The sequence below is a fragment of the Pseudoalteromonas caenipelagi genome (assembly GCF_013140855.1).
Classification (GTDB): domain Bacteria; phylum Pseudomonadota; class Gammaproteobacteria; order Enterobacterales; family Alteromonadaceae; genus Pseudoalteromonas; species Pseudoalteromonas caenipelagi.
The window spans coordinates 15,177-42,121 of record NZ_JABBPG010000002.1 but is presented as its reverse complement, the minus strand read 5'-3'; the positions used below and the strand labels follow the sequence as shown (position 1 = coordinate 42,121).

The window sequence follows — 26,945 nt, the reverse complement described above, 5'->3', positions numbered from 1 at the left end:
TTAATAAAAAAATAATTTAAGTTCCCTAAACTGTAACCGATAAGGTAGGCTATAATCCGATGTTAATGACAAGTACACGGAAGAGCGAAATTACTTGTCTTTAAAAACAATAATTAAAACTCAAACGTAACTAGGACGTTAATACAAAGGAACTGGTTACAATAATAATTGGAATACTCTAGATATGTCGCTCACTCAGTTTTCAGATGCATTTATCTCAAGCAGCTTTAACTCTGAACACTACGAACTTCTTCACAAAATAGGTGAAGGTGGTTTTGGTAAAGTTTTTAAAGCAAAACATAAAAACACCAACCAATTGGTGGCAATTAAATTTCTCGCCATTGAACCACACTGCGAAGAACAAAAAAAACAACGCTATATTGAACGTTTTAAACGCGAAACAGAACTTAGCAGTCAGCTACAACACCCGCATATTGTGCGCTTACTCGACAGAGGTCAAGTTAACGACTGCATTCTGTACGGTGTATTTGAGTATGTTGAAGGCGTTACCCTTCGTGAATACCTGACTACCGAGCACGCGTTAGACTCAGTTACCGCAACTGATGTTATGCTACAAATACTAGATGCACTTATTCATGCTCATAGCAAAGGCATCATCCACCGCGATATCAAACCCGCAAACATCATGTTGACCAAAATGGGGGCCAAAACCTATGCAAAAATTTTGGACTTTGGTATTGGTACGCTCGTTCAAGACACGCGTGCCGTTGACTACCATACACTGACGTTAACACAAGAAACTTTGGGCACCCCATCGTACAGTGCGCCAGAACAACTACGCGGTGAACCAGCGTCAGCCAAGTCTGATCTCTATGTATGGGGCTTAGTGTATTTAGAATGTTTAACAGGCCTGCCAGCGGTCTCAGGTAATAGCATTGCGTCGATTTATCATAAACAATTGAGTGATGTTCACATTCCTATTCCTAGTGCATTACTGGGCCACCCAATTGCCGAATTATTACGTCGAGTATTACATAAAAATGCCACAGAACGTGTGATCACAGGCGCTGAAGTGTATGCTGAGCTTTCGACCATTAATGTTTCAAACCTCGTGGGCGTGCTCGCGGATGCCAGTGCCAAGCATGGCTTTGATGATACCACGGTGATGATCCGTGATGACGATCCTAATCATCGTGCTATTGCTGACTACACCGCACTTACTGAGCGAAAACAGCTGACCGTATTAGCTGTCAGGCTTAGCGTTAAAGCATTAAATAACAATGATAAAGACTATGATGTTATTGACGCAGTTTATAAGTCACAGCGCAACCACCTCATTGATATTGCCACCCGTTATGGTGCGTACCACGTGGGTAACTTAGCCGATACCTGTTTATTTTATTTCGGCTACCCTATCGCCAGTGACAACGACACACGCTTGTGCGCGCGTACAGCGCTTGAAATGGTGGGAGAACTAACCAAACGTAATGCGCTGATGCAAGAGGCACACGGTGTTGCTATCAATGCCCATGTGGGTATTCACACAGGTGTGTTTATTACTTATGCCAATGCAGTTCCTGAAGGGCACAACGCCAATATTGCGATTGCACTGTCTCGTGAGGCAGGTGAAAAGCAGATATTATGCACCTTTGAATCGCGTTCGATTTTAGATGCTTATTCAGAGTTCAAAACTTATGGGCAAGTTCAGCTAGGACCGATTTTTGAACCTGTTACCATTTTTAATCTAATGGGTGAGCGCCGTGTTGAAGCATTTGGTTTTATGCGTGGCACACGTAATCACCATGAGCTAATTGGTCGCCACACTGAGCTTGAACAAACGCTGTCTATTTTTAACGCGCACAATGAGCAAACGCGCATGGCCCATATTCATGGTGAAGCGGGCATTGGTAAATCGCGCTTGTTGCAAGAAATAAGAGCCAATGCCCCACAATATCAGCACTTGGTAGCGCAATGTTTACCTGAGCACCAAAACAATGCGCTCTACCCTATTTTAACCTTGATTAGATACCTTTATAACACACCAAATTTAGACGTTGATTCGGCATCTACACTCTTTAGCAAACTACTTGAAACGCAAAATAGTGAGCTCAACATTGTGCAAACCTTGCCAATTTTATTGGTGTGGCTAAACATTGATTTAGGCGATAAGTTACAGCCTTCAGCGCTTGCCCCTGATGCCCAAAAGGAGCTGCTGTTTGAAAGCCTAAGCGCATTGCTACTTTCGAGCCAATATAATCTTAACGATTTTAAATTATATATTGTTGAAGATATACACTGGGCAGACAGCTCTACGTTAGAGTTTTTGCATCATTTTGCGCAAAAACTCACTCAGGGCCATGTGCTACTGAGCACTTCTCGTCAAAATATACCAAGTCAGCTACACGACTTAACGCTGCTTGACATCAACCTGAAAAAGCTCACAGAGCAAGCCACTGAAGACTTTATTGTTAAGCTATTTGATGGTCGCAATGTTGCCCGTAACGTACTTGATGTTTTAGTGAGCCGCACCGACGGTATACCACTGTTTATTGAAGAATTAGTTGGCATGCTAAAACAAAAAGGGCTTGTTGCTGACAGCGCTAACAACATCGATTTTGTAAACCCAGATAAACTCGACCAAGTACCAACCAGCTTGCGAGAATCACTACAACAAAAACTAGACAGCCTACAATACGCCAAAGAAACCGCACAACTTGCCGCCACCATTGGCCGTGAATTTGAATACGACTTACTCGTTGCAGCATCACCTTTAAGTGAAAACCAAATTCAAAACGACCTAAAAGAATTGATGGAAAGCGACTTAATCATTCACCAACGCAGGGTTGATAACGATAGTTATATCTTTAAACACGCACTAATAAAAGACACCGCTTACGAATCGATACTGCCGGACAAAAAACTTGAGCTTCATTCAACCATTGGAGACACATTAAGCTTTGGGAAAGTTAACTTCAGCGAATCAAGCAGTCTAATCAGTAGACATTACTTGCTCGCCAATCGGCATAACGATTCCGTCAAGGCTTCATTATTAATACTAAAGCATAAGTCATTTATTAATGATTTCAAAGGCTTTAATGATCTCCTTGAACAAGTGCAGTACGTAAATTCTAAGGTCATAAACCAAAAAGAACAAATAGCTAACTCTATCTTAGTCTCATCAATTACTCTCAAGTCCAAATCTAGTCAACTAGGCTACGGACACCATTGTATTAGAGAAATAGCGCTCAAATCGTTGTGGGAAAGCAGAAGGCTAGGATCAATTTCAGATAAAGAAATTAACACCAGTATCTTTATCTCCAAGTGGTTTTTAATGCTCTATCACCACATGAATAACAATAAAGTATTAACTACTAAGTATTCTTACGAATTGATTGCTAAAAATGAGGATATAGAAACCATCTATGTTCATATAGTTTTAGCAAAAAGTATGCTATTACAAGGTAAAGTTAAAAATGCTGAGAAACACATCAATAAAGCCTTTTGGATTTTAGATAACTTTAAAGATATAAAAAGCAACGACCTAAGTTTTGGCATTTCTTATAAGCCAATGCTTTATATGATCTCTGCATTATTAAGTGCTTTTAAATCTGACTTTCACAGAGCATTTGAACATATCGATAAAGCGATTTCTATAGGAAGAGAGAAAAGAGACCATAATGCGGTAGCACAGTCGTGTTGCTACGCTTGCTTTATTTGTTTGATGCATCATGAAAATGGCACCTCTCAAAAAACAAAAGCTCGCTTATACATAAATTTAGCGAATGAACACTTCGAAAAATATGGCTCTCTAGAATACGTCCTCCCTTGTTTAGAGTTATTAAATGGCTGGGTTAACAACAATACGAAAATCATAGAGAAATGGATATACAACCCTGTTTACATGTCAGGTATAATGTACTCACTTTGGATTTCATTTTATCTAAGCACAAAAAAAATAAACCCAATATATATTGAAGAAAAAATAAAAAAGGCTGAGGAAATTGGAGAGAAATTTTTCCAACCAATTCTATACAAAATGATTGATTCACGACCAAAATGTGAGATAGATTTTTATATAGAAAATGAAAACACTTGGGCACTAGAGGTAATGAACAGTGAACTTTGAGGAGAACGGATTTTTAATTTTAAGAGAAATAATAAAAAAAGAAGACCTAATCAAAATAAGAAACGAAGTTACTAAATCTTTTTTTTCTCAAAACAAAATTAAAATAATTAAAAATTTAGATTTAAATGAAGCGCATAAACTAGTTGAACAAGGTAATGTAAAATACCTATCTATGGGATATGAAACAAAAGAAATAAATAAAAAAATAAAAGAGTTATCAAATAAAACTTTGACAGCAAAGATTTCAGAAAGAATAAATAAAAAACTAACTTTTGAAGAAGGGGCAAGCATTATAACCCTTTTTCCAGAAGAATTAAGTGGCTATAACGTTCATTATCATCAAGATGAAGATGTGAAAAACAAAAAACCAAATAGAATACACGTTATCACTCCTTTATCGGAACAGAAACTAACCTTAATAAAACTGTTAGATTCAACACATAATATTGGAACATTCAATCACATTTTATTTGGACCTTTAATTAGAATAGAAGACAGTCGTCTTGAGCAATATTTAAAAAAAGAAGTAACAATTGATCTAAACTTTGGAGATGTGTTGATTTTTTATACTTCCCTTATCCACAAAGTTGAAGATAACAAAAACTCTGATTGTTCTCATTGGATGTTAAGATTTATACTAAAACACGACTAAATAAGGATAAACCATGAACTCAAGTAAAAAAGTAAAAGCACCAATTTTGGGCTTGCTATACAATTTAGTTTTTGATGAAAAAGTACGCTCTGAATTCAACAAAAGCCCCCGCAAAGTAGCAGAAGTATTCGGCTTATCAGATGCAGAGTATGATAACCTAATTACTGCCAACAGCAGTGGCGACTTTAGGTCTACGTTAGGTGAAATGTTAGCAAATGAAGTATCTAACCATTTATCCAAGCCGCAACTATTAATTCCCAACTCTGAAGTTTACAGAGAAACTCCAACCCTATCAGCCACTTACAACCTTCTTCATGACGGCAGTGTCTCAGATTACATTCAGTCACAAGATAAGCAAAAGTATCAAAATTTCTTCGACACTTTCGGAGTAACAGATCCAAAAGTTCAAGAAGCGTTTGAAACTTGGGTCCCTGAAGTCGAAGTAATGTCCAAAGCTATTCATGATGAGTTAGCTGAAGTTGTTAAAGAAGACTTTTCAGAGCCTGATACGGATCCTGATTTTAACTAGAACTAAGTCTATATTACAGATTAAAGAGGCATTAGCATCAGCTACTGCTTCTTTTTTATTTCATCCGAGATATTTAGTTGCCATTAACACGTATATTTTTAATCTATTTTTTATGAATTAACAATGTAAGGAGCGCTCATGAAAGAAAATTACAATAACATCTCCATATCTGAAGATTTTAGCTATCAAAATTTAGTTCAAATTGAAAATATAACTAGAACTTGGTTTCAGCTAATGGTCAATTTAAATGAATCTACACTATTGAGAACTTTTTTTGCTACAGAGCAATACTTGGGTAGTAGCCAAGGTGGAAACTTAAAGGTTGAGACATCAACAGACACATTGCAAAACAACCCAGCAGAAGGAATATTCAATAATTGGAAAATTCAAGCTACCGAATACACGCGCCACTTCCTTACTTCGGGATTAATAATTTATGAGGTTTCTTTAGTAGACAAAGAGCTCGTTGACGATGAAATACGTCAAAGCATCCGTGATACTAACATGGATGAGTTCGCAGCAAGGCAGTATAAGGTAATTACTCCTGAGTCATCTCAAAGCGATATGGATGTGATTCGCAAACTCAGTATTCATCAAGGATATAACGTTGTGGATGTGCATCGGTGGGCAGGTTGTGGAATGAAAATTCCTAAAACAACAAAATTGAGATTAGACCCGAATATTGTATGGCCTATTTTAACCTTCTCAACCACTGATAAACTAAATTGCAACCGTAAATACGCAATAGAGAACAGCTCCAATATCATAAAATGGTCTGTTGAAGCTACCGAATCTAGAGAAAGTGGCTGTTTATTGGTTACAAATAAAATCGTACAGGGTCAAGCTCGAGGATCGTTTGAGGTTGTGGGAGAAGTAGACCACGATAGCAGTATATTAACCTTACCATACACTTGTGCTTCATTTGATATCTTAACCAAAATAAAACTTGGTCAAGATGATGACGAGCAGCTTGTAATCTTCACCTCTTAATTTCGGAAAAGCGCTGGCATTTGCTAGCGCATCTCACTTTATGAAGTACAGTTTAAATAAAACACTCACGTTTTACATTGTTAAAAATGCCATACTTGTAATATCTTCATTTTACAAAGATGACGCTCTCGATTGCAATATATCTGTCAAACTCGTCAAACTGCTAGCCAAGAGTTCTTTAACACTTGAGCAAATACTCTCTGAGATAAACGCCCCTCCTGCACTGGTGCTTAGGAAATTCAATATATTAAAAAATGCAGGAGTTATTGAGAGTACTCAGACTGCAGAAAACGCAGTATCAAACTTTGAGACAAAACACGCTATTTCACAAAGCTACTTCCATCAACTGGTGTTAGACTCTCCACTTGGTAAAAACGAAACATTAAAATGTAGCGATGGAAAAGTAGTTCTTTTTTTAGACTTGGCAACAAGTTGTTCAGTGTGCTCTATAAAGCGTATTCTTTCACTTAGACCTTTACTGTCACTTGTTCGGATGAATAAAAACAATGTACAGGCTATTTTACCTGATACGATTGAAGTTAAAATACAAGCCATTTCAATAAAAAAGGACTCAGTATTAGAAGTAGATATAAAAACATCACAATGCGCGAGCTACCCGATTATTCACCATTCAATATGTAAATTTGCAGCAAATAACTACACACCTTCGCACTTAAATCACTCAATTGATAAGGCTCTGTATTCACCACTACGTTTCCGCTCAGCTTCTCAAACACTAGAGTTACTATCACCACTGATAAACAAATATACAGGCATAATAAACTCGCTAACACATTACGGCAAAACTGACTCTAAGCACATTCATAACTATACCGCAGGCATTAATACAGCTTTCTCCCCACAAAGTTTGTCTTGGGTTTCAGCTGGCCTTAGGTCTGCAAATGGCGGAAAAGGCACAACGAAAGAACAAGCTAAATGTAGTGCTATTTGTGAAGCTATCGAACGCTATTCAATGCTTCACCATGAAAGAAAATATGACTCTTTTGCTAAACCTGATGAGCTAGAACTGAGCTATGTTTTACCTAGTCAAATACTACTTTTTAGTGAATCTCAGCTAAATAAACGTTCTGAACAAAATAGAAATAATACTTCTCCGCAGCACTGGATTCCAAAATCATTTGATATGAATCAGCCATATCATTGGTGTAAAACATTATCCTTAACGAGTAACGAGCCAGTCTACGTACCAGCAGAAGTTGTGTATGCTCAATTTCAGCTTGTAGAAGACTCACAAAGAATCTCAATGCCAGACTCTAATGGTTGCGCTTCCGGTAATACTTTAAATGAAGCAATATTACATGGCGCTCTAGAGTTAATCGAACGCGATGCGATAGCCATTTGGTGGTACAACAAAATTCCAAGACACCACATACAAATTGCGTCTATTGATAGTGAATATGTAAAAAACATTCACAATGAATTTGAGGGAAGTGCTAGAACATTAAACATTATTGAAATTACCTCTGATATAAGTGTGCCCGTTTACGTAGCTGTCAGTTATAACAAATCCACAAAAACTGAAGTTCTGTATGGATTTGGTTGTCATGTAGATCCACTTGTTGCAATTGAGCGTGCTGTATCTGAAGTTTGTCAATTAGTTCCAGCAATAGCTAACAGCCAAACACAAAGGTCTGAACCAGAATTCTACGATTGGCTCCACAAGCAAGAAGTAGGTATGCATCCGCACCTTGATGTCGAGAAACTTCCAACACAAGATTTTAGTCCTTCAAATAAAGCATATTCTCTCGAGGAAGCTCTATTAGAGGTAATAAATAAACTCAAACAGTGCAATCAGGAGTTGCTCATTTTTGATTTAACAATGTCTGATACTATGTTCCCTGTCGTAAGAGTCCTGTCTCCTGGACTTCGCCATTTTTGGAGACGACTAGCTCCAGGAAGGCTTTACAATGTCCCTGTAAAAATGGGATGGATAGAACAAGAGTATGAAGAGTCAGAACTTAATAAATACAATATAACCATTTAAATATAAAAGGTATAAAAATGTGGTCTCTAAATAAACTACTTATTTTTGATATAAGAATTAGCCAACAACGTTGAGTTCCAAGTTAACCAGAGCCATATAATTAATTAAATAACCCACTTAATACTAAGTGGGAAATTAACAGCGCACCACCAAATGGTAAGTGAATGCAACCACCAACCAAAAAGTTCTATCCATATGAAAAATATAAAAATATTAATTAACTGGCACAGTAAAATACCTGAATCATAAAATCCAAATTGTATCAACTGGTAGCTAATAAAATTTACTCAGCTACTAGCAAGGAATGATTACCAACATTCCAGCTAAGCTGGTAAGTATTTACATTTATAAATCAAAATAAAGGAAATAGTAATGGACGATAAGTTAAACAAGCTAGGAACACGATACGGCTTTAGTGACAGTGAAGAAACAAAGTCTTCAGGCCCAAACCCCGTTGAAAACATGCTAGCAATTAGTGCATGGCACTCTGCTCTTAGCAGAATGATCGCCTACGCTTGGAAAAACTGGGAGAATGACAAAGAGTTAGAGTATATAGTTAAATTCCCTGAGTATTACCTTGCAAAGTTTGGCTTTTTTCCTCAAATACCAGCCTACCAAACCAAAGTAAGGTTCGTAATCAAAAAAGGTGATTCAGTAACATTTACATATGGTAGTCAAAGTGAAGGTGGAACTATCAAAGCTAAAGTAGAAAGCGGTGACGAGACCAAAGAAATTGTCGAACAATTGAGCCCATCACCAAAGTATATAGTTGAAAACGACTCCCTACCTACAAGTAGTGATATTCAATCAGTTGCGAGTCTAGTTGATGCCCCTGATGGCACACCAACTGATGAGCAAATCAGAGAGAGATTAAGAGCCGAATTAGGTCTCGATTACGCTGATGGTAAGTTTGATGACTCTAAGCTAGCTCTTTATAACGGATGGCATTTCGAGAACATGAGTGAGCTTACTGGTTGCTTCATTGTAACTATCCCCCCGAAACCAGAGCTTGCAAATTTACAAGATGAATCGAAACGTGCCATGATCGAAACTCAAGCAATCAACGATTTTATGGATATTTGCCGAAGCCACCCTTTCACTTCTTGCTAATGACTCAACTTACAGCGTACCCAGTGCGCTGTATTACTAATTATTTCTAGGCTGTATTATGAAAATATTTGATTGCGACCGCCATGTAATGGAGCCGCTCTTTATTTGGGAAAAATACTTAGATAATAAAATTTACCAGCAATATCCAGTTCATTTTAAGCACCATACTCATGACAACGTTGATTTACCCCCGACTTACTACATCGGTTCTGAGCCTATCCTAAAGCACTGGCATAAAGCAATTCAGCTAGAAACAGCGTTACGCCCACAAAACTCGAGTGCTCGTAAACTTGCAATGTCAGGGCTTGGTCAGTTGCAAAGTATGGATCAGGATGGCGTGGATAAAGCTTTTATATTTCCAACGTTTACTGGTTACATTGTTAACCATGAATCTCTACCTGCAGAAGTTTCTTGCGCATACGCCCAAGCCTATAATCGCTGGATTTTGGACTATTGTATGATAGATAAAAGCCGCCTTATCCCCGCAGCAATCGTCAGTAGACATGATCCGAAGTCACTTTCACAGCAAGTGCAATTGATTGCACAGCAAGGCTTTAAACTCATCACCATTCGCCCTGAACCAATACACGGTTATCATTTGGGAGATGCAGCCTATTTTGACTTTTGGCAAACCTGTCAGCAGCACAATATCAATATTGCATTTCACGGTGGGACACATTTGCATGGACAAACAATTGGCAGCGATAGATTTGAAAGTCGATTTAGTTTGCATGCTTGCTCACATGCGCTTGAAGCTCAAGTGGCATTTTTAAGCCTGCTGGAAGGTAATGTTTTTGAACTATACCCAAATATTAAATTTATGTTTCTTGAAGCAGGTGCTGCGTGGGTGCCCTATTGGCTATGGCGGCTAGATAATATTTGTTATCCAGAATTTCCAGCTCTGGTAAAAGACAAACTTCCTAAAAAACCTTCTGATTATTTTAAAAATAACTGTTATGTGAGCTTTGAGTCTGGCGAGCCCTGCCTTGAAGAAGTGGTAAAATGGATTGGTCGTGACAAATTGCTCTTTGGCTCAGACTTTCCACACCCTGATCATCAAGACTTCAGCATAGAAGAACTTACGCTTGGGCAAAGTTTATCAACTCCAGACATCAAGCGTGCATTACAACAAAATCCTCTCGCATGTGTTGGAGGCTCGTTTGCATAACCAATATCTTGATAATGGATTTCATCTTTTTAATGACGATGCGATAGCAAAGGATCTTGTCGATGCAGCATTTAAAGCCATACCTGACTTATTCAATAACAAAAGTGATACTGGATTAGCTCACTGGGGCATTGTGAAAGGGCACGAACAGAGTGCACTTACCCGTGTTGCTCAACCACATATTTGTAGCGATGCTTTTTACAAACTGCTCACCCAAAGCAATATAGGTCAGCATATTGCACGAGTTTTACAGTGTGACACAGTGAGGGTTTGGGGGAGCCAACTCTATTACAAACCAAAAGGCACAGATCCTAATCTTAACGTCGGGTGGCATCGCGATTCTCAGCATATGCCATTTTTTAAAAGTGGTGTAGCGACGCTGTGGATCCCCCTTGTAGATGTAACTCCCCAACATGGCGCTTTGTGTTATATATCAGGCTCTCATCATTTAAACCGCTTCGAAACACCTATCGGTGCACAAGTACTCAACTTAGAAAGTGAAGCGACGCGTGTACAAGCATGTTCTAGTAGTCAATGGATTGAAAAGCCTTTAACACTCAATCGAGGCGCGTTTTCGATGCACCATTGGGATCTTATTCATGGAAGTAAAAGCAATCATGCAAATGTCGCCCGTGCCGCTTTATCTGTTGGCATTTACACCGAACACTTGCAAGTGCAAGCTTCTGAAAACGATTATGGCTATAAACAAATACTGAATAACGATTTTTACTGCCCTGTACTATTTGAGAAATAAATAATTATGAATTCGCATTACCTAAATTGGCATCCCAAATTTACTGTGGCAAAAGCCTCTAGCTCAAAAGTATTTTTATCAAGTAGTTCAACAAACTTTATTTTAGATATAGCACAATTACCGTTTATCCGGTTTATTGATGGCAACATGACAGCTAGTCAAATAGAGCAAAAACTTGAAAACGCCTACGATAAATCCTCATTTCATTACTACTTAGACTACATGCGCAGTGCGGGCCTAATTTATGAAGCGCATAAAAAAGCATTAGAAGCGTGCATACCAAGCATAAAAATAATGCAGCCCCAACAGAGCACAAACTTGTCTCCTATTTTTGATGCGCTCAACATACAAGCAATCGTTTTGACGAAAAATATCGCTGAGATAAACCCCAAAAAATTCAGTAAATTATCACCATTTATTATTATTGAAGACTTTTATGATTCGTTTGTCGTCAGCCCAGTTTTATCTCTCGATAACAAGGCACAAATAAACGCATATTTGGCTGCTCGGCTTCAAAATTTACCTTTAATACAGTTTATTAGTAATCATGCAGCGCGTATTAAGCCGTACTATAGCCAATACAATGAACAGTCACTCACCATATCTGACTCGTTACTTAATCATCTGGCGATCGACCATAAGTGTACCGTTATTACGAATGAGCAGAATATTGAAAGTTATATCGTTCCAGATTATTTAACGTCAAAGCATGATGATCAGGCAATACAATTGCAAGATACCCCCATTACTAGTGATAAAGATGGTGGCTCACGTGTTGTATCAGCTCAAGCAACCGTTGATAAAATACTGCCATATGTAAACCGTTACACAGGGCTAATCAATCAGTTGTCACTGCTAACTGACAGTTCGTCACCAATTAAAATATATAGAACAGCTTTTTATAAACAGGGATGCCATAGCTTTGAAACAGCGGCTATTGATGGTTTTAACCAAACCTGCTTGGGTAAAGGTGTTGCAGCAATACAGTCCCAAGCTAGTGCTTTGTGCGAAGCGCTTGAACGTAATAATGCGCAATTTAAAAAGTCAGATACAGGAATATTTTCAGCACCTCAAGCTCTCAATAAACCGTACTATTTGTTTGACCACCTAGCGCCATACAGCAAAACACAATACCTACAATTTAATGACCCCACTCACACCGAATCAACACGTCATCAAGCAGTCACACCATACAATAACAAAGAAATACATTGGCAACCTTGCTGGTCTCTAACACACCAAAAAGCTACTTACATCCCAAGTGTGTTGTGCTTTGCAAATACCCCATTTATTGAAAGTGAATATGGCCGTTGGAACTCTAATGGGTGCGCTACCGGAAACACCATAGAGGAAGCTATACTGCAGGCAGCCTTTGAGCTCATTGAGCGAGATGCCTGTGCTATATGGTGGTATAATCAAATCAGACGACCGAGTTTCGATCTAACCCGAATAGAATCGCAATACCTTTCACCTCTTCATCAGACGTTGGATAAAACCCATCACTATTGGGTATTAGATATAACAAATGACTTGGGCATACCCGTTATGGCAGCCATAGGTAAAGATAAAAAAACTAACGGTTGGATATTTGGTTTTGGTTGTCACTTCAAGGCTGAATTAGCTGCGCAAAGAGCACTATCCGAATTATGCCAGCTCATTCCTATTCGTAACCAAAACTCAGCGCCTTTCAATTTTGATGCGGTTATCGGTGGTGATTACCTTAACATTCAAAATACAGAAAGAGCACAGCCCTATTTGTTAGAGTCAGCCTGTAATCTTAAATCTGATATATTAAATATTGTTGAACATCTCAAGGGGTTTGAGCTAGATGTGGTTACGCTTGATTATAAACGCTCAGAATCGCCAATGCATACAGCCAAAGTTTTCGTCCCCGGCCTTTGCCATATTTGGCCTCAACTTGGCAACCCTCGCCTTTACAACACACCTGTAAAGCTAGGCTGGTTAGACGAACCACTCACTGAAGCAACCATTAATCAACAAGGTTTATATATCTGATATTTAATGTAGAATTGCTATCAATAAAAGTCATTTGCCGCGGCTTATCGAAGCCATGTTAAAAGGAAGTCTAATGAATAAATTACTCTCAGCGGTTGCACTGAGCGCCGCACTTTTCTCGATGCCTAGCTTTGCAGATATTGGTGTCACAGCCTATGCAGGTCAAACGTATAGCCAAAAGCTACATACCAGTAAAGGACAAGAGCATGAACTTGCAGACGACACACACTTTGCAGTAAGTGTGGATCACCACATCGACGGTGCTAAATATGGTATTTACTATAGCTATTTTGAAAGTGAGTTAGAAAACAGCCCTGCACATAAAGTCGACTCTGAGTTGCTACTATTTCAAAGCGCAGTAAAACGCCCTGTTACCGATAACCTACATAGCTATTTTGGTGCGCAACTTGGTGTTAATCGTATTACCACCAACTTTGTTGACGATGATACCTTCTTTGCCACAGGCTTATTCGCAGGACTTGATTATGAGTTAGGGGCTGGGTTTAGTGTTGGTACAGAAGTCCGTTGGGTGGCGACTATTGTTAAAAATACCTCTGCTGTGAGCTGTGATAACGACCCAGAGACGTTGGACACCTGCAGTTGGCATTTCGACAATGACTCTTTAAGTCAATTTCAAGCAAGTGCCAATATCACCTATCGCTTTTAATTAAGCTGCCTACTTGGGCTTTGTAATGATACAAAGTCCACTCCCCTCTCTACTGACTTACACCTATACATAACTTCATCATTAATAATATTTGACCGTAAAACACTCTCTAAAAAAGGTATAAACTTGCCTTATTCTTTTGAAAATATACTTAGTGGCTTTACTTTGTCTCTGGGAAAAACACATCCTCAATATTCGCATTAAATACATAGGCAATATCAAACGCTAACTGTAATGAGGGGTCATGTTTTTCTCTTTCTATTGCGTTTACAGCTTGTCGCGATACGCCGAGCTTGTCAGCTAAAACCTGTTGCGACCAACCCTGCTCGGCTCTGAATACTTTTATCTTATTTTTCATTGTCTTTTCGCAATAATAGCGTAAGTACTAAACCATGTGCACCGAAAGCAATAGGCAAGATCAACGCAATGTTAAACGTGGGCAATTCAAACTTCATAGCCAGCATTCCATATGTGAAAGTTGCAAAGCATAATACGCCTAGCACCCACAAAAATGCTTCACCTATGAGCGATTTTAAATATTCATCAAGCGCTTTGTACCTTGTTAGAAAGATTTTAAAACTCCAAAGCAAGGGAATAACAGGCAATAGTGTCACCACAACCTGCAACCAAGTTGCCATCCTAAAGAACTCAAATGCAGCAACTTGCACACCAATACACAGTAAAAAAACCAACATACTGGTCATAAAATATTTAACGAATTTATTTTCCCGTTGAGAATGTAACGTCATACCTTAACCCCATTTTTGTTGAACTAAAACGCAAGCAATGACAAAAGATCATTACAATATGTAATGTTTACCTTACCTTTAGAACGCATCTTATGTCAAGCTTACCTGACAAAATAATACAAGCACAAAAGCATTGAAGTTGAGCAATGTACAATTCTTCTGGTTTTATCGCATTAAGTCAGGTGACTAATTTCAGCTTTCCTCTAATACCAATTTGCTTAACTAAGTGGTTTATTTTTGGAGATATAAGTGTTTTTGCAAATTAGATTTAACCTCTTATAATTCCCTGTAATCGCTTAAGCCAAACACGTGAACTACACAGTTAACTCTGAGTTTTAAAGGATAGATATCATGGCAACGCAAACTTCAGTAAATGGGTAAGTCACCGACTTAGTCACGCAAACAAATACCAAAGTACTGGGCAATTCGCATTTTTATACTCGCAGCCAAGTCAGTTTAGCGGTTCATCAAGCTCTAGCAAGTGCGATACCCACGGCTGTAAATGGCCAAATTACTGATTTTACAAAACGTCGACGATCAAAACGCTGACCTCCTAACAACCTTACTTGTACCAAAACGCTTGGGTAATTGTCTTTCCCAAGCCTCCCACTTGAAACAGCTAATAAAAACCGCTCCCGACTTTGAGTTTCTTCTCTTTATCTACAACACAGTCGATTAACCTGCAACAAGCATGACCCACATCACAAAAGTTAAATTAATAAATAAGGAAATAAGTAATGAAAAAATTGTTATTAGGGGCCAGTGTCTTTTGTGCATTCTCAAGTGCGGCAAGTCAACTACCACCTTTAGAAAGCGTTACACAGGATGTTGACTTTATTGAATTTAAAAAAAAGTTAAAACAAGAAGTTGTTAATACGCACGAGAACTATCAGTTATATGTTCAATCGTTAAAAGACGAAGGTCAAATCGTACCTTTGGCACCCGCACCCAAACTCACTTATTTGGAGATTCGCGGTGTTTTATCTGCGAAACACCCACAATGAGATTACACAGTTCCGAACGACTACTCCACAACTGAAAACCATGTTGGCGAATTTTACGCTGTGACAGTTGAATATGGTTACGCAACACCTTCGTTTAGACGGTTTCAGCTCAATACAAATACGCTGTCTTTGTACCAATCTGAGTCAATTAAAGATTCAGGCAATGTGATTACCGGTTGGATTAATTACTGGTACAACACCAAAACAGATTTCGTCAGTGGGACGTCTACGTATCAAGCTACGTCGATCAACTTCCCGTACAATAAAGAAGACGAACGTCTGTTCATTCGCTAGACACACTGCGCCTAAACATATTTGCTGAAAGCCGCTTTGTGCATTTTCAACCTACATAAAATTGCTTATTCTTCATGACCCTCAATTGCTGCTCAGCAAATACAGTATAGATTTGACTAAGAACTTAAAAAACCACACAAAAAAACACTTAGTTAACATTATTTACTTTTGTATTTTTTTTGGGTAAATTCATACGATGGTGTACCAATCACCATATGGGTTCTCTCAGTGAAGAGAGAAATTATAATATCGAAAGGAAATATTCGTGAAAAATCTCGTTCTATATTTGTTTCTTTTAGCCTGCTCTGTAGCCTCTTCATCAGTGCTTGCCACCCCAAACTTAGATGTAATCGTTCCTTGTAACGGGTGCTCTGATTGGCAGATGCAAGTAACTGCACAAGCCTATGCAGTGCAAAAAGGTCAAAAAATCTATGTGAGTGATAATGTAAACGGCCAGTTCTATATCAAAGAGTACGTAGTTAACTATGTTAACCCTAGATCTTTAGATTTCGGTATCAATGCCTCAAACGATGTTTCACTACTCAAAAATCATACACCGCAATCAAGTGCGCTTAGTCAAAACTTAGCACGCTCATATGCGATTATTCGAGATGCGATTCGAAATCTAGATAGCGGCCCAATTCCAGTACCTGGTAATTTGTATAACTCAGCCTTTGAAGCCGTAGATGATCGCAACTTCGAATTGTGGTTAACGGATGAACACTATACCAATCAATTAAATGGTTTCGATATTCTTGATGCTGAGCTTGCAAAAGCAACGGCAGAAGCAAAAGCCAGTCTCAATTTAACAATATTTAATTTTACTTTAGGTGGAGGAACGCCAAAAGTAGTCTTTAAATTTCCAGATAATACCCTTGTGAAAGTAGTGCTCGAAAAAGGGAGTCTAGGCAAGCTATCTGATTTAACCTTTATTAAACCTGTTTTCTATGACAAAAGAGGAAAAATTATTCCTGTAGCAAAACGTATTTTGAAAGCCTATATCAAAAAAATCTCAAGCTTGGAAGAGGTAGGTGATAGAGAAGCAGTTAAAGAGCATTTTGAATATGTTTTTGATGCCCCTGTTTATTACAATGGTGGTGGCAGTAAAGGCGGAGGCCCAAGCGGTGACATCGGAATATGTGATATCACTCAAGAACGAGGTGTGTATTATGTTAGCTGCACCTAACGAGTTATAAACAAATACATATTTTTGTTCTCGCACCGACTTAGAGCGAGCACTTTTATAACCAATCGCATATAAACTTTATTGTTTAAGTGCGCTCTTATGGAAAAGATAAATCCATATCGAAAGGAAATCGTCATGACAAATATCTACATAAGTATGCTTACAGTAATCTGCTGTTTAATTTCATCCAAGCTACACGCAAACACAAGCCCTGTGATGCAAGATGCCATAGACAATATTGAGCGTGTAACGCCAATTCCAGAACAACGATATCACTCTGCATTTCAAGCCATAAGAGCTGGTGATTTTGAACAGTGGCTAACCCAGCAGCACAGTAACAATAAACTCGCAGGTTTTGAGCTTATCGATGAGCGCTTCGCAACGTTAATCGCTACACAAAAAATTACCGCCGAACATGACGGTGTTACTATTACATTGGATGATCACCCAATTACAACAGCAACAGGCTTTCCTGTTAGTGTGTCACAGACCTTTAAATTTGCTGACAACACGTCTGCAACAGCCGTACTTAAAATAAATGTTAAAGGCACCGACAACAAAGCCAGTTTAGGGTTCGATAATATTGTTTTTTACGATAAGCTCGGTCGTTTCATTCCTGCAAGTAAGCATATTTTAACGCGTTACATAAAAAGAGCATCAAGTCTTGAGTCGTTGGGCAATACAGACGCTGTACTTGAACATATCAGCGCTGTTTTTAATGGGCGAGTTGAGTACATTTCCTACCTCAACAAAAACAGCACAACGCCAACGCAATGTGATTTTAATCAAGAACATAAATTGTATTCTGTTACTTGTAAATAGCCTCACCGATAAGCTGACTCGTACTGTAGCAGCCACTTGAGATGCCTAACTAAACCTCTCAAATGCTTTAATCTAAGGAGCTTACGAGTAACTTTACGTTGCAAAAAAAGACCGGCGTAATCACATGTAAGTGATACGCCATAAACACCCAACTATACGCTTGTTCCGTATTTTTAAAGGAGGTGCATTATGGCTACTCAAACCGCCGTTAACGGTCAAACTGCTGATTTTGTATCTGAAACAAGCACAAAAAAAGCCCAGAACGAGCTGGACTTTGGACGAGATAAAATACTCAAGGGATTTTCCCAAGAGAGTTCTCTAGGGATTACTTGTTAAATTCTTCTTTTGACAGCTCGCCATCTTTGTTTGCATCAAGCTCATCAAACAATTTCATTAAGCTTTCAGATGCTGCAGCTTCACTTTTACTAATAACACCATCTTTATTAGTATCATAATCAGTAAAAGTGCCTGCCATTGCAGATGTGCTCGCTAACAATACAAGTGTTGTAAGTGCTACGTTTAGTGTTTTCATGGGTCATTCTCCTATTGCTTAAAATGTGCAAATTCTACTGGGGTAAGTTCATTGTCTTTATTGCTGTCAAGCTTGCGAAACTGGCTTGCAAGCTCACTTGATACTTGCGCTTCAGTTGGGCTAATTACACCATCGCTGTTGCTATCTAACGATTCAAATGAGTATTCTGCTGCAAATGCAACTGCACTCACTAAAAATGCCGATGTTAAGGTAAAAACGGTTGTTAATTTCATGTTGTACTCCAAACCTTTACTTAATTGATGCTGTTTAATGTCATACCTGTTTTCAAAGTGACTGAGTTGGGGCTGCTCTTAAGGGTGTTATCAAAAGAGACACCCTGTGGCTCACTCCTGAGTGAGCCACTTATAAGAACCGCTGCTTAACCCCTATTCACTCTTAAAATTTGCGAACTCTTCAGCGCTTAATACGCCGTTGCCATCGGTATCTAAGTCTTTAAATTGCGCCATTAGTTTTGGTAACGCTTTAGATTCACTTAGGCTGATCACACCGTCACCATCCGAGTCGATTACAGAAAAAGAGGTACCGGCTTGTGCTGTTAGTGCAGTTGCAGACAGTGCTATAAAAGAAAGTTTAATAAGACAATTTTTCATCATTTGACTCCTTGTGTTGTGCTTTAACCAAACTAGCGCCTACTCGCTAGTGGTCGTTTTCGCTGCTACCGATTTGCCCGTCGGTAGCGTTTTCGAGTGTCGACGTCACTATTCCAACTTTAATGCCAAAATAAATAAATAATTTAAAAACAATTGGTTATAAATTTACGAGCTGATTAATTCAGGTTTGATTAAGAGTGTTTGTTGCTTAATTGCAACAAGCAATATCGGTAAAACAAAATATTTAATATAAATCAATGTGTTAGCTTGTTGCTTTTTAACAACACAGTGGATACAAAGGAGCGGGTGATGAATATAGAATGGTTAAAATGGCCGCAATCTTTGTACTTTACAAAGATAAAAAATTCGCCAGCTAAATTTTTTTCGCAATCTTTAGGGCAACAGGCCCGATTGGCTATGCTTCTCGCGCTTGTGCCTATTATCGCGTTAACTTTATGGTATGCCCAACAGGTTGCCAAACATCAGCAAACTACTAACCATATTTACCAATTTAATCAGTCTCTTATATTAGCTTTTACGTCATTAAAATCAGATGTTTCAGCGCTAGAAAAAGCACAACTTAACAATCAGCTATTAAATAATGCACAACTGCAAAAAAGCATTGAAAATAAATGGCAAACCACTAAAAAGAATATTGAATTTTTAAAAAGCTCTCTCGCCTCAGAACAACTTGTTGCTAAATGGCTACAAATACAAAAGCTGACCCCCAAAATAGGGGTTGTTGATGTTAATTACCCACAACTCCATCAACACATCGACGCTCTAGAACCTAACTTTAATCAAGCCATACAAAACCGACTCGCTGATAGAACTTCAGCGTTTGCCAAAATCAATCGCTATTTTCTATTTGGACTGCTGTTACTTATTCCATTACTTATTGTTATTTCTTTACTGGTGATCCGAAAAGTCACTCGCCAACTCAATGCATTTGAAAGAGTCATATTGCAATTAGGCGACGGTGATTACACGCACCCCATTGAGTTACATGGCAGCGAGGAGTTTGTTGCTTTAGGTAAAGAACTAGATTGGTTACGTGAAGAGTTACTGCGTAGCCATAAGCAAAAGGACGTATTTTTAAGACATGTTAGCCACGAATTAAAAACGCCGCTGGCTTCTTTAAAAGAAGGCAACAGCCTACTGCAAAGCGATAGCTTTGGTCATATTACTGCGCCTCAACAACGTATAATACTGATCATGGATAAGGCGTTGTCTCGATTGGCAACATTAATTGATGATTTACTCAATTACAGTGCGGCAAATCACGCAATGTCACACCAACTATGCACTTTTGAACAGCTTAAATCAGAACTTGTCGATCACTTTGAGCAACAACTGTCATCATCACACCTTGATATTGAATGGCAGAACCAAAATGACCGCGCAACAGTACCTTACTTACCGACCAAGCTGATTTTAACGCAACTGATTGGTAATGCGCTGCAATACGCCAAATCGACAATCAAAATTCATTTTAATGTTCACCACGAATTAGTGTGTATCAATGTGCTTGATGATGGCCCAGGAATAGAACTCAGTGAACAACACAAGCTCATGCAACCTTTTTATCGTGGTAAGCACAGCGACAATCATCAAGGCAGTGGTTTAGGTCTTGCCATTGTTGCTGAATGTGTCAAGCAACTTAAGGGCACAGCAAGATGGCAACATACCCATAGCGGTGCTCATATCTGCATTAAATTCCCTACTCAAGGAGCGATTAGTCATGCGTAACCTAGTACTGATATCGATAACATGTATGTTGGTGGCGTGCCAAGTCACCTCTGATAAAGCAGATGTATTTGTTGGGCCTAGTAACTCAAAGCAGCAACAATTTGCACCACTTGATGTTTTGGTGCAAGCCCATTTAAATGTCTGTGACAACCAGTCACGCAGTGCCCTGACTGGTTACCGAGGACACCAAAAATTAAATGCGTTTTTCCAAGTATTTTGCAAAGAGCGCTCAACCACCACCCAACTGCGACTCATTGCACAGTTACACCAGCAAGAAGATTGGCCGCAAGATTATCTAAACTACTTTGCCCTGTTACATCAACACACCGCAAAGCTAAGGCAGTACAAATTAAATAACCTGGCGCTTAAAAAGCAAACGTCTGCGCAACAACAAGCATTGCAAGACGCCGAGCTTGCGCTTGAGCATTTGAAACAAAAGCTCGCTCAAATTGAGCAGCAACGCTTAGCCTCCCCTGCAACCCTAAATAATGAAAATAGCATGTTAGGAGTTAAACCATGAGCAACAACACGATACTACTGGTAGATGATGATACTTCTCTCATTGAGTTATTGGCGATGCGCCTTGAAGCAAACAATTACCATGTGCTCGCCGCCCATCGCGGTACACAAGCGCTGCAACTGCTACAGCAAAATAGTATTGACTTGGTGGTAACCGATTTACGCATGGCAAACATGGATGGGTTTGAGCTATTTGAAAATATTAAAAAAAATCACATTGGGTTGCCAGTGATCATGATGAGCGCACATGGCTCTATCCCCGATGCAGTCGATGCGATGCAACAAGGATTTGTGAGCTTTTTAAGTAAACCCATAGAGAGCCAAGCATTGCTTGAAGCCATCGAAAACACCCTCAAGAACCATAAAAAACGCGATAATGCGCTAAGCAAGCATCACTTTCATGGCTTAATCTACCAAAGCACTGCCATGCATCAAGTTGTACAACAAATTCAAGCACTTGCTCCAAGCCAAGCCAATATTTTAATCCAAGGGGCAAGCGGTACAGGCAAAGAGGTCACTGCCAATGCGATTCATAAAGCCAGCAATTACGCTGAGGGGCCTTTTATCGCAATTAACTGTGGCGCGGTGCCTGCACATTTATTAGAGTCAGAATTGTTTGGTCACAAAAAAGGCGCTTTTACAGGCGCTACACAGGATAAAGTTGGCTTAGTACAAAGTGCTGATGGTGGCACGCTATTTTTAGATGAAATAGGTGATATGCCATTAGACTTGCAAGTAAAGTTACTGCGAGTGCTGCAAGAGCGTAGTGTGCGCCCCGTAGGCGGACATACTGAACAACCTGTTGATGTGCGTATTGTTTCAGCAAGTCATAAAGACCTATATCAAGCTGTTGCCAATAAAGAGTTTAGAGAAGACCTTTATTATCGACTCAATGTTGTATCAATCCGCTTGCCAAGCTTACAAGCACGCCCAGAAGATATCCCACTACTGGCGAATCGATTCATAAAACGTATTGCTGATGGCCAAAAAGTGATTAGTCCACAAGCAATGACTTGTTTATTGAGCTATCACTGGCCAGGTAATGTGCGACAGCTCCAAAACGTGATTGAACATGTGGCGGCGCTTAGTTCTTCTAAGCTGATTACGGCCGATGCAGTTGAAAATGCAATTCCTGAATTAGGTGAAACAAGCTTTAAAGGCCTTAATGATGCCAAGAAACAATTTGAGCACGACTATATAAAAAAGGTCCTGTCTTTGTGCCAAGGCAATGTTGCCGAGGCCGCAAAACTAGCTCAAAGAAACCGCTCAGACTTTTACAAGCTGCTAAAAAAGCATCAAATAAGTTGCTAGAAAATATAGCGAAACTGGGCGTTAATGGTTATTGTATCTATACTGTAGTAAACGTTAAATATATCTTTTTGGCGTGAAAGCATAGTTAGTTATCGTGCAAAAGTTATTTCCTATGCCTGAGTGTAAAATACCGCCCTCAGAGAGCAACAGTACACAATACTCAATGACAACCCTTTGTCAGGTGACTATTTTAAACAATAACAATCGTCGGACACCTGCAAACCGCCTAATTACAGGAGCACCTTATGAGAATGCGCCAAAAACTAATCGTCAGTTTTTTGCTCACTGTTATCGTGCCAATTTTAGCAATATCCACAGTCAGTATCTCAAAAACCAAAGAAGAGTCTTTAAACAGCTTTTTGGACTTTTCACGCAGTGAAATACGGCAAATTGAAAATACTTTTGTACTGTTCTTTGAGCAAATGAAAAACAATGCTCGGTTTTTAGCAAAGCATAAATCGGTAAGCGGTATGCCAGATAACATTGCCCAATATTTTGGCGCAGAAAAACCCATGACACCGCTTAAAAACTCACCTCAAGAAGGCGAAATATTCGAGTTTTATACTGCGTTTGGGCAAACCCACCCCGAACTACTATTTGTATACTTAGGGTCTGAATATGGTGGGTTTATTCAATACCCTGCTGAGCCACTGGGTAATTATGACCCTCGTAAACGGCCATGGTACAAAAATGCCAAATCATCGCCAAAAGAAGTCGTCATTACCGAACCCTATCAAGGGGTAACAGGGCAAGCGATGGTGTCGGTCGCAACAGGTATTTTTAACGATGGTAATTTTGTTGGAGTACAATCGCTAGATGTAACCCTATCAACTTTGACCGATATTGTGAGCAATATAAAGCTCGGAGAGACTGGCTATCTGATCTTGTTAGATGGTAAGGGAACCATTTTGGCCGACCCCAAACGGCCCGATAATAATTTTAAAAATATCAAAGACCTTGATGTTCCGCTTTATCAAGAAATAGCAGCGTCTGGCGATAAACCTTATATTAGCATCGAGATGAAAAACAAAACGGTAGATGCCACGGTATATCATTCAAAAAAACTTAACTGGCGGTTTGTTGCAGTGATAGATGAAGACGAAATACTCTCATCTGCATACAGCATGTCTTGGAGCATCACCGTAATAGCGTTGGTTATGTTAGTCATATTCGGCATCATTGCGGTTACTTTGGCGAATAAAATTGTTTTTCCAATTGAACGTGTATCAGAAGGGCTTCGTGATATTGCTCAGGGTGAGGGTAACTTATCCAAACGATTACAGGTGATTGGCAATGATGAGATCAGTGAATTGGCCACCTGGTTTAATCAGTTCTTAAACTCAATTAACGCACTCGTTAAAGATATTCAGCAAAATGCCCATACCTTAAATAGTTCTGCCCAGCACTTTGAGACACAAATCAAAGATATACGCAGCCAATGTCGCAGCCAACAAGGTACAGCTAATCAAGCGGCTCATAACACAGAGTCAGTTCACCATATGGCGCAAAATGTCAGTCATAACTGCCAAGGGTCATTAGACGAAATTGCTCAAACGGATAAATTTGCACACTCTGGTAATACCTTGATCAGCAATACGGTTAGCCAAGTTGCGCAACTTAATAGTTCTTTGGACGCTTCGGCAGCTGAAATTTCTCAACTTGAAAGCGAAAGCAACAACATCACAAATATTCTAGGCGTGATCAGAGGAATAGCAGAGCAGACTAACTTGCTCGCATTAAATGCTGCAATTGAAGCTGCAAGAGCTGGAGAGCAAGGTCGGGGCTTTGCCGTTGTTGCCGATGAGGTAAGAACTTTGGCACAACGCTCACACGATGCAACGCAAGAAATAGAGCAAGTGCTTACCAAGTTAATCGACCAAACTCGTTCCGTATCAACCAAAATGACTGAAAGTGTAGTGGCATCTAATGAGGCCATTGAGCAGTCTGAACAAGCACATCAGGCATTTGAAAATATCGCCAGTAGCGTGACAAAGGTCAAAGAGCTCATCACAACTATTGCACACGATGCACAGCAGCAAGGCTCTTCTGCCAGTCAAACGCATGATCAAATAGCTGGGCTCACTGAATCAGTCGCCCAGGTGAGCCAAGCTTCCGATAGCCTTTCTGAGGGGGCAAAATCTCTGGTTGACCTTGCAAAAAATCTTGATCAGCTGGTTGGCCGATTCCATATCGACTAATTCATTTACAGTGACTAAGCTTCCCGCGCTGAGCTTAGTCACTTTACGTTAATTATTAAAGGATTAACATTCGGGATAAAACTTTAGGATGGAACCATTGCAAACTACCACGTCTGATCAAGAGAAAACGATGTCAGAGAATAGTCATCAAGAAATTCAACAAAATAGTCAAACGCAACGAAGTTGGCTGTTGTTATGTGCTTTGTTACAAGCATTGGGGCTGTTACTTCTACATCAAGCATTGAGCTTTGATTGGCCAATCAGCCAGTCACCGTCATTAATACTCGCAAGCTATGCAATATTGTTAACTGGCCCGACACTTTTGATTTATGGTGTTACGCTAACAACGAAAAGGCTCTTTTATACTATCGTCATCGCCTTTACTATTGTTGCAGCTTTACTTGGCGCATATACAGGCACGCAAACGCTACACCCAGAATACCCAGACTTGCTCTCTCATGGCTTTAGTTTTGCGGCAGTCATGTCTTTGTTAACCTTCAAAACGTTTATTTTTGCCTCTTCCACCGAGCAAAAAAGTGATCAATGGACAGTGAGCTATCCCCAATTAATTGGTAATACATGCAGATTAATCATCACACTCCTCCTAGCAAGTATCTTTACCTTAATCGTTTGGTTAATCGTAGTGTTATGGGCTGAGTTATTTGCTGCAATTGATATTCATGTTTTCAAAACGCTATTTTACGAGCCTTGGTTTGTTTATCCGACCTTGTCGCTTGCACATACCATTGGTGTTCTCAAAGTACGCAGTAGCAACAAAATAGTGAGTACTGCTAATCACCTTATTCAAACTTTGTCGTTTGCATTGTTGCCACTGTTATTGTTACTGAGTTCAGTTTTTTTAGTCGCTATTGCATTTCAAGGTTTAGACGCACTTTGGGACAATGGTGGTAGCAACTTAGTATTTGTACTTACCCTAATGATTTTATTAACACTTAATCTAGCATTTCAAGATTCTCAAACATCCCCCAAAATAGCACACCTTGCCAATATGGCCCTGCTCACTGGCATCGCTATTTTGCCTGTATACCTATCAATTAGTGGCTATGGCTTGTGGCTGAGAGTTGAGCAATATGGTCTTAGTGTGAGTCGGTTATGGGCCATTTTTATTTGGGCGTTTCTGACTTTTTACCTAGTATGTTATAGCCTATGTATCTTCAAAGATAAACTCAACTGGATCCGTTCTTTAGGTACCATTAACACCCGCTTAGGCCTGTTATTAACTGTAGGGTTATTACTGACACAATCACCTATATTGAACTTTAAATACCTAAGTGCGCAAAACCAATTAGCGCGGATCCATGCAGGACTGACCGCAGTTGAAGACATTGATGTTTACTACTTTGCACATGAGCTTGGTGTTGCTGGCACCGAAGCGCTGATTGAAATTGAGGCCCATTATGCTCAGCAGTATCCACAACTTGGATTAAGAATAAAAGCAGCGCTAGATAACACCGAGCTTGAAAATATAGACAATGAGCAATTTGATATTGCCAGCGCGCTTAAAATAATTGGCACTCCCACTGAGACGGAACTGCCCAAAGAGTTATTACAAAAAGTGCAAGAATACCTATCTAACTACAAAGCAATTGCTGCCAACAGTACCGAACTGTTGATACTCCCTGTAGAGCTCAACGACGATATGCTGTCAGAATATGTGTTTATTTCAAAACAAAGCAACTACTCTGACTTATCACTGTTTTATCTTGAACAAGGACAGTGGCGTCGCACCGCACTGCACTTCAATCATAGTGATGAGTTATCCGATCAAGAGTTAGTCGATATGCTTATAGATGGTACATTTGAGGTAGCGCCTTCGAAATTTAAAAGTATTAAGGTTAACGGGGTTCGCCTTCAGGCGTTTGACTACTAACCTTGATTGAACAACATTAAATGGGGCGCGTTTAAAACCGCCCCAACCACGCTTCAGTTATTGCTTGGCGTTTTAAGCTATTTCTTCTATTATTAAACACT

General features: G+C 39.3%; 24 protein-coding genes and 1 pseudogene. 20 read left to right on the top strand and 5 right to left on the bottom strand.

The features are described from left to right. Positions 1-184: 184 nt before the first annotated feature. The 10 genes from HG263_RS04845 (at position 185) to HG263_RS04800 (ending at position 13,978) form a co-directional block, all read left to right on the top strand. Positions 185-4,087, top strand: a complete 3,903-nt coding sequence (locus HG263_RS04845) for a TOMM system kinase/cyclase fusion protein (RefSeq protein ID WP_171624953.1) — start codon at positions 185-187, stop codon at positions 4,085-4,087. Continuing rightward, positions 4,077-4,739 carry a hypothetical protein gene (locus tag HG263_RS04840; protein ID WP_171624952.1) on the top strand — a complete coding sequence of 221 codons (663 nt, stop codon included), beginning with the start codon at positions 4,077-4,079 and terminating at the stop codon, positions 4,737-4,739. The genes HG263_RS04845 and HG263_RS04840 overlap by 11 nt, the downstream gene beginning before the upstream one ends. A 13-nt stretch (positions 4,740-4,752) precedes the next feature. Then, complete coding sequence (locus HG263_RS04835) at positions 4,753-5,268, top strand: hypothetical protein (protein ID WP_171624951.1); 516 nt, start codon at positions 4,753-4,755, stop codon at positions 5,266-5,268. 138 nt (positions 5,269-5,406) lie between these two features. Continuing rightward, the gene (locus tag HG263_RS04830; RefSeq protein ID WP_171624950.1) at positions 5,407-6,258 is read left to right on the top strand and encodes a hypothetical protein; all 852 of its coding nucleotides are present in this window, start codon (positions 5,407-5,409) and stop codon (positions 6,256-6,258) included. Positions 6,259-6,298: 40 nt separating this feature from the next. Then, on the top strand, positions 6,299-8,263 hold the full coding sequence (locus tag HG263_RS04825) for a YcaO-like family protein (protein WP_171624949.1): 1,965 nt from the start codon (positions 6,299-6,301) through the stop codon (positions 8,261-8,263). Positions 8,264-8,635: 372 nt separating this feature from the next. Further along, positions 8,636-9,373: a hypothetical protein gene (locus HG263_RS04820; protein WP_171624948.1), complete on the top strand. Its 738-nt coding sequence runs from the start codon at positions 8,636-8,638 to the stop codon at positions 9,371-9,373. A gap of 58 nt (positions 9,374-9,431) precedes the next feature. Continuing rightward, complete coding sequence (locus HG263_RS04815) at positions 9,432-10,541, top strand: amidohydrolase family protein (protein ID WP_171624947.1); 1,110 nt, start codon at positions 9,432-9,434, stop codon at positions 10,539-10,541. After that, positions 10,534-11,295: a phytanoyl-CoA dioxygenase family protein gene (locus HG263_RS04810; RefSeq protein WP_171624946.1), complete on the top strand. Its 762-nt coding sequence runs from the start codon at positions 10,534-10,536 to the stop codon at positions 11,293-11,295. Before HG263_RS04815 ends, HG263_RS04810 begins: the two co-directional genes overlap by 8 nt. Before the next feature lie 6 nt (positions 11,296-11,301). After that, the gene (locus tag HG263_RS04805) at positions 11,302-13,311 is read left to right on the top strand and encodes a YcaO-like family protein (RefSeq protein WP_171624945.1); all 2,010 of its coding nucleotides are present in this window, start codon (positions 11,302-11,304) and stop codon (positions 13,309-13,311) included. 73 nt (positions 13,312-13,384) lie between these two features. Then, entirely contained in the window at positions 13,385-13,978 is a 594-nt protein-coding gene (locus HG263_RS04800; RefSeq protein ID WP_171624944.1) for an outer membrane beta-barrel protein, read from the top strand. Positions 13,979-14,138: 160 nt separating this feature from the next. On the opposite strand, the gene HG263_RS04795 is transcribed toward HG263_RS04800, so the two are convergent. Then, positions 14,139-14,336, bottom strand: coding sequence for a helix-turn-helix transcriptional regulator (locus tag HG263_RS04795; RefSeq protein WP_171624943.1), 198 nt, complete (start codon positions 14,334-14,336; stop codon positions 14,139-14,141). Next, positions 14,326-14,727: a hypothetical protein gene (locus HG263_RS04790; protein ID WP_171624942.1), complete on the bottom strand. Its 402-nt coding sequence runs from the start codon at positions 14,725-14,727 to the stop codon at positions 14,326-14,328. The genes HG263_RS04795 and HG263_RS04790 overlap by 11 nt, the downstream gene beginning before the upstream one ends. Before the next feature lie 737 nt (positions 14,728-15,464). Here HG263_RS04790 and HG263_RS04785 point away from each other — a divergent pair. From HG263_RS04785 to HG263_RS04765, 5 genes and pseudogenes are all read left to right on the top strand, one after another. Further along, positions 15,465-15,731, top strand: a complete 267-nt coding sequence (locus HG263_RS04785; protein WP_171624941.1) for a hypothetical protein — start codon at positions 15,465-15,467, stop codon at positions 15,729-15,731. Positions 15,732-15,746: 15 nt separating this feature from the next. After that, positions 15,747-16,025: pseudogene (locus tag HG263_RS04780) on the top strand (DUF4879 domain-containing protein); the annotation flags it as partial. Between the two features lie 265 nt (positions 16,026-16,290). After that, positions 16,291-17,211: a hypothetical protein gene (locus HG263_RS04775; protein ID WP_171624939.1), complete on the top strand. Its 921-nt coding sequence runs from the start codon at positions 16,291-16,293 to the stop codon at positions 17,209-17,211. A gap of 135 nt (positions 17,212-17,346) precedes the next feature. Then, the gene (locus HG263_RS04770; RefSeq protein ID WP_171624938.1) at positions 17,347-18,033 is read left to right on the top strand and encodes a hypothetical protein; all 687 of its coding nucleotides are present in this window, start codon (positions 17,347-17,349) and stop codon (positions 18,031-18,033) included. Positions 18,034-18,222: 189 nt separating this feature from the next. Then, positions 18,223-18,369, top strand: a complete 147-nt coding sequence (locus HG263_RS04765) for a hypothetical protein (protein WP_171624937.1) — start codon at positions 18,223-18,225, stop codon at positions 18,367-18,369. Here HG263_RS04765 and HG263_RS04760 read toward each other — a convergent pair. From HG263_RS04760 to HG263_RS04750, 3 genes are all read right to left on the bottom strand, one after another. After that, positions 18,359-18,565, bottom strand: coding sequence for an EF-hand domain-containing protein (locus HG263_RS04760; protein WP_171624936.1), 207 nt, complete (start codon positions 18,563-18,565; stop codon positions 18,359-18,361). The two genes, HG263_RS04765 and HG263_RS04760, sit on opposite strands and share 11 nt — an antisense overlap. 11 nt (positions 18,566-18,576) lie before the next feature. Next, positions 18,577-18,798: an EF-hand domain-containing protein gene (locus HG263_RS04755; RefSeq protein ID WP_171624935.1), complete on the bottom strand. Its 222-nt coding sequence runs from the start codon at positions 18,796-18,798 to the stop codon at positions 18,577-18,579. A gap of 153 nt (positions 18,799-18,951) precedes the next feature. Then, positions 18,952-19,179, bottom strand: a complete 228-nt coding sequence (locus tag HG263_RS04750) for an EF-hand domain-containing protein (RefSeq protein ID WP_246239890.1) — start codon at positions 19,177-19,179, stop codon at positions 18,952-18,954. A 306-nt stretch (positions 19,180-19,485) separates the two neighbouring features. On the opposite strand from HG263_RS04750, the gene HG263_RS04745 reads away from it, so the two are divergent. The 5 genes from HG263_RS04745 (at position 19,486) to HG263_RS04725 (ending at position 26,844) form a co-directional block, all read left to right on the top strand. Further along, positions 19,486-20,925, top strand: a complete 1,440-nt coding sequence (locus HG263_RS04745) for a sensor histidine kinase (RefSeq protein WP_171624934.1) — start codon at positions 19,486-19,488, stop codon at positions 20,923-20,925. Then, positions 20,918-21,445 carry a hypothetical protein gene (locus tag HG263_RS04740; RefSeq protein ID WP_171624933.1) on the top strand — a complete coding sequence of 176 codons (528 nt, stop codon included), beginning with the start codon at positions 20,918-20,920 and terminating at the stop codon, positions 21,443-21,445. The genes HG263_RS04745 and HG263_RS04740 overlap by 8 nt, the downstream gene beginning before the upstream one ends. Continuing rightward, positions 21,442-22,755: a sigma-54-dependent transcriptional regulator gene (locus HG263_RS04735; protein WP_171624932.1), complete on the top strand. Its 1,314-nt coding sequence runs from the start codon at positions 21,442-21,444 to the stop codon at positions 22,753-22,755. The genes HG263_RS04740 and HG263_RS04735 overlap by 4 nt, the downstream gene beginning before the upstream one ends. Positions 22,756-23,000: 245 nt before the next feature. Next, positions 23,001-24,953, top strand: a complete 1,953-nt coding sequence (locus tag HG263_RS04730) for a methyl-accepting chemotaxis protein (RefSeq protein ID WP_171624931.1) — start codon at positions 23,001-23,003, stop codon at positions 24,951-24,953. Between the two features lie 97 nt (positions 24,954-25,050). Further along, positions 25,051-26,844: a DUF4153 domain-containing protein gene (locus HG263_RS04725; RefSeq protein ID WP_171624930.1), complete on the top strand. Its 1,794-nt coding sequence runs from the start codon at positions 25,051-25,053 to the stop codon at positions 26,842-26,844. Positions 26,845-26,945 lie beyond the last annotated feature (101 nt).

Bases quoted from the DNA above. Each gene is read 5' to 3' on its own strand.
- HG263_RS04790 (WP_171624942.1), bottom strand. From the start codon at position 14,727: ATGACGTTACATTCTCAACGGGAAAATAAATTCGTTAAATATTTTATG.
- HG263_RS04820 (WP_171624948.1), top strand. From the start codon at position 8,636: ATGGACGATAAGTTAAACAAGCTAGGAACACGATACGGCTTTAGTGAC.
- HG263_RS04765 (WP_171624937.1), top strand. From the start codon at position 18,223: ATGGCTACTCAAACCGCCGTTAACGGTCAAACTGCTGATTTTGTATCT.
- HG263_RS04785 (WP_171624941.1), top strand. From the start codon at position 15,465: ATGAAAAAATTGTTATTAGGGGCCAGTGTCTTTTGTGCATTCTCAAGT.
- HG263_RS04730 (WP_171624931.1), top strand. From the start codon at position 23,001: ATGAGAATGCGCCAAAAACTAATCGTCAGTTTTTTGCTCACTGTTATC.
- HG263_RS04735 (WP_171624932.1), top strand. From the start codon at position 21,442: ATGAGCAACAACACGATACTACTGGTAGATGATGATACTTCTCTCATT.
- HG263_RS04770 (WP_171624938.1), top strand. From the start codon at position 17,347: ATGACAAATATCTACATAAGTATGCTTACAGTAATCTGCTGTTTAATT.
- HG263_RS04745 (WP_171624934.1), top strand. From the start codon at position 19,486: ATGAATATAGAATGGTTAAAATGGCCGCAATCTTTGTACTTTACAAAG.
- HG263_RS04815 (WP_171624947.1), top strand. From the start codon at position 9,432: ATGAAAATATTTGATTGCGACCGCCATGTAATGGAGCCGCTCTTTATT.
- HG263_RS04835 (WP_171624951.1), top strand. From the start codon at position 4,753: ATGAACTCAAGTAAAAAAGTAAAAGCACCAATTTTGGGCTTGCTATAC.
- HG263_RS04800 (WP_171624944.1), top strand. From the start codon at position 13,385: ATGAATAAATTACTCTCAGCGGTTGCACTGAGCGCCGCACTTTTCTCG.
- HG263_RS04755 (WP_171624935.1), bottom strand. From the start codon at position 18,798: ATGAAATTAACAACCGTTTTTACCTTAACATCGGCATTTTTAGTGAGT.
- HG263_RS04825 (WP_171624949.1), top strand. From the start codon at position 6,299: ATGAAGTACAGTTTAAATAAAACACTCACGTTTTACATTGTTAAAAAT.
- HG263_RS04845 (WP_171624953.1), top strand. From the start codon at position 185: ATGTCGCTCACTCAGTTTTCAGATGCATTTATCTCAAGCAGCTTTAAC.
- HG263_RS04795 (WP_171624943.1), bottom strand. From the start codon at position 14,336: ATGAAAAATAAGATAAAAGTATTCAGAGCCGAGCAGGGTTGGTCGCAA.
- HG263_RS04805 (WP_171624945.1), top strand. From the start codon at position 11,302: ATGAATTCGCATTACCTAAATTGGCATCCCAAATTTACTGTGGCAAAA.
- HG263_RS04740 (WP_171624933.1), top strand. From the start codon at position 20,918: ATGCGTAACCTAGTACTGATATCGATAACATGTATGTTGGTGGCGTGC.
- HG263_RS04830 (WP_171624950.1), top strand. From the start codon at position 5,407: ATGAAAGAAAATTACAATAACATCTCCATATCTGAAGATTTTAGCTAT.
- HG263_RS04750 (WP_246239890.1), bottom strand. From the start codon at position 19,179: ATGATGAAAAATTGTCTTATTAAACTTTCTTTTATAGCACTGTCTGCA.
- HG263_RS04760 (WP_171624936.1), bottom strand. From the start codon at position 18,565: ATGAAAACACTAAACGTAGCACTTACAACACTTGTATTGTTAGCGAGC.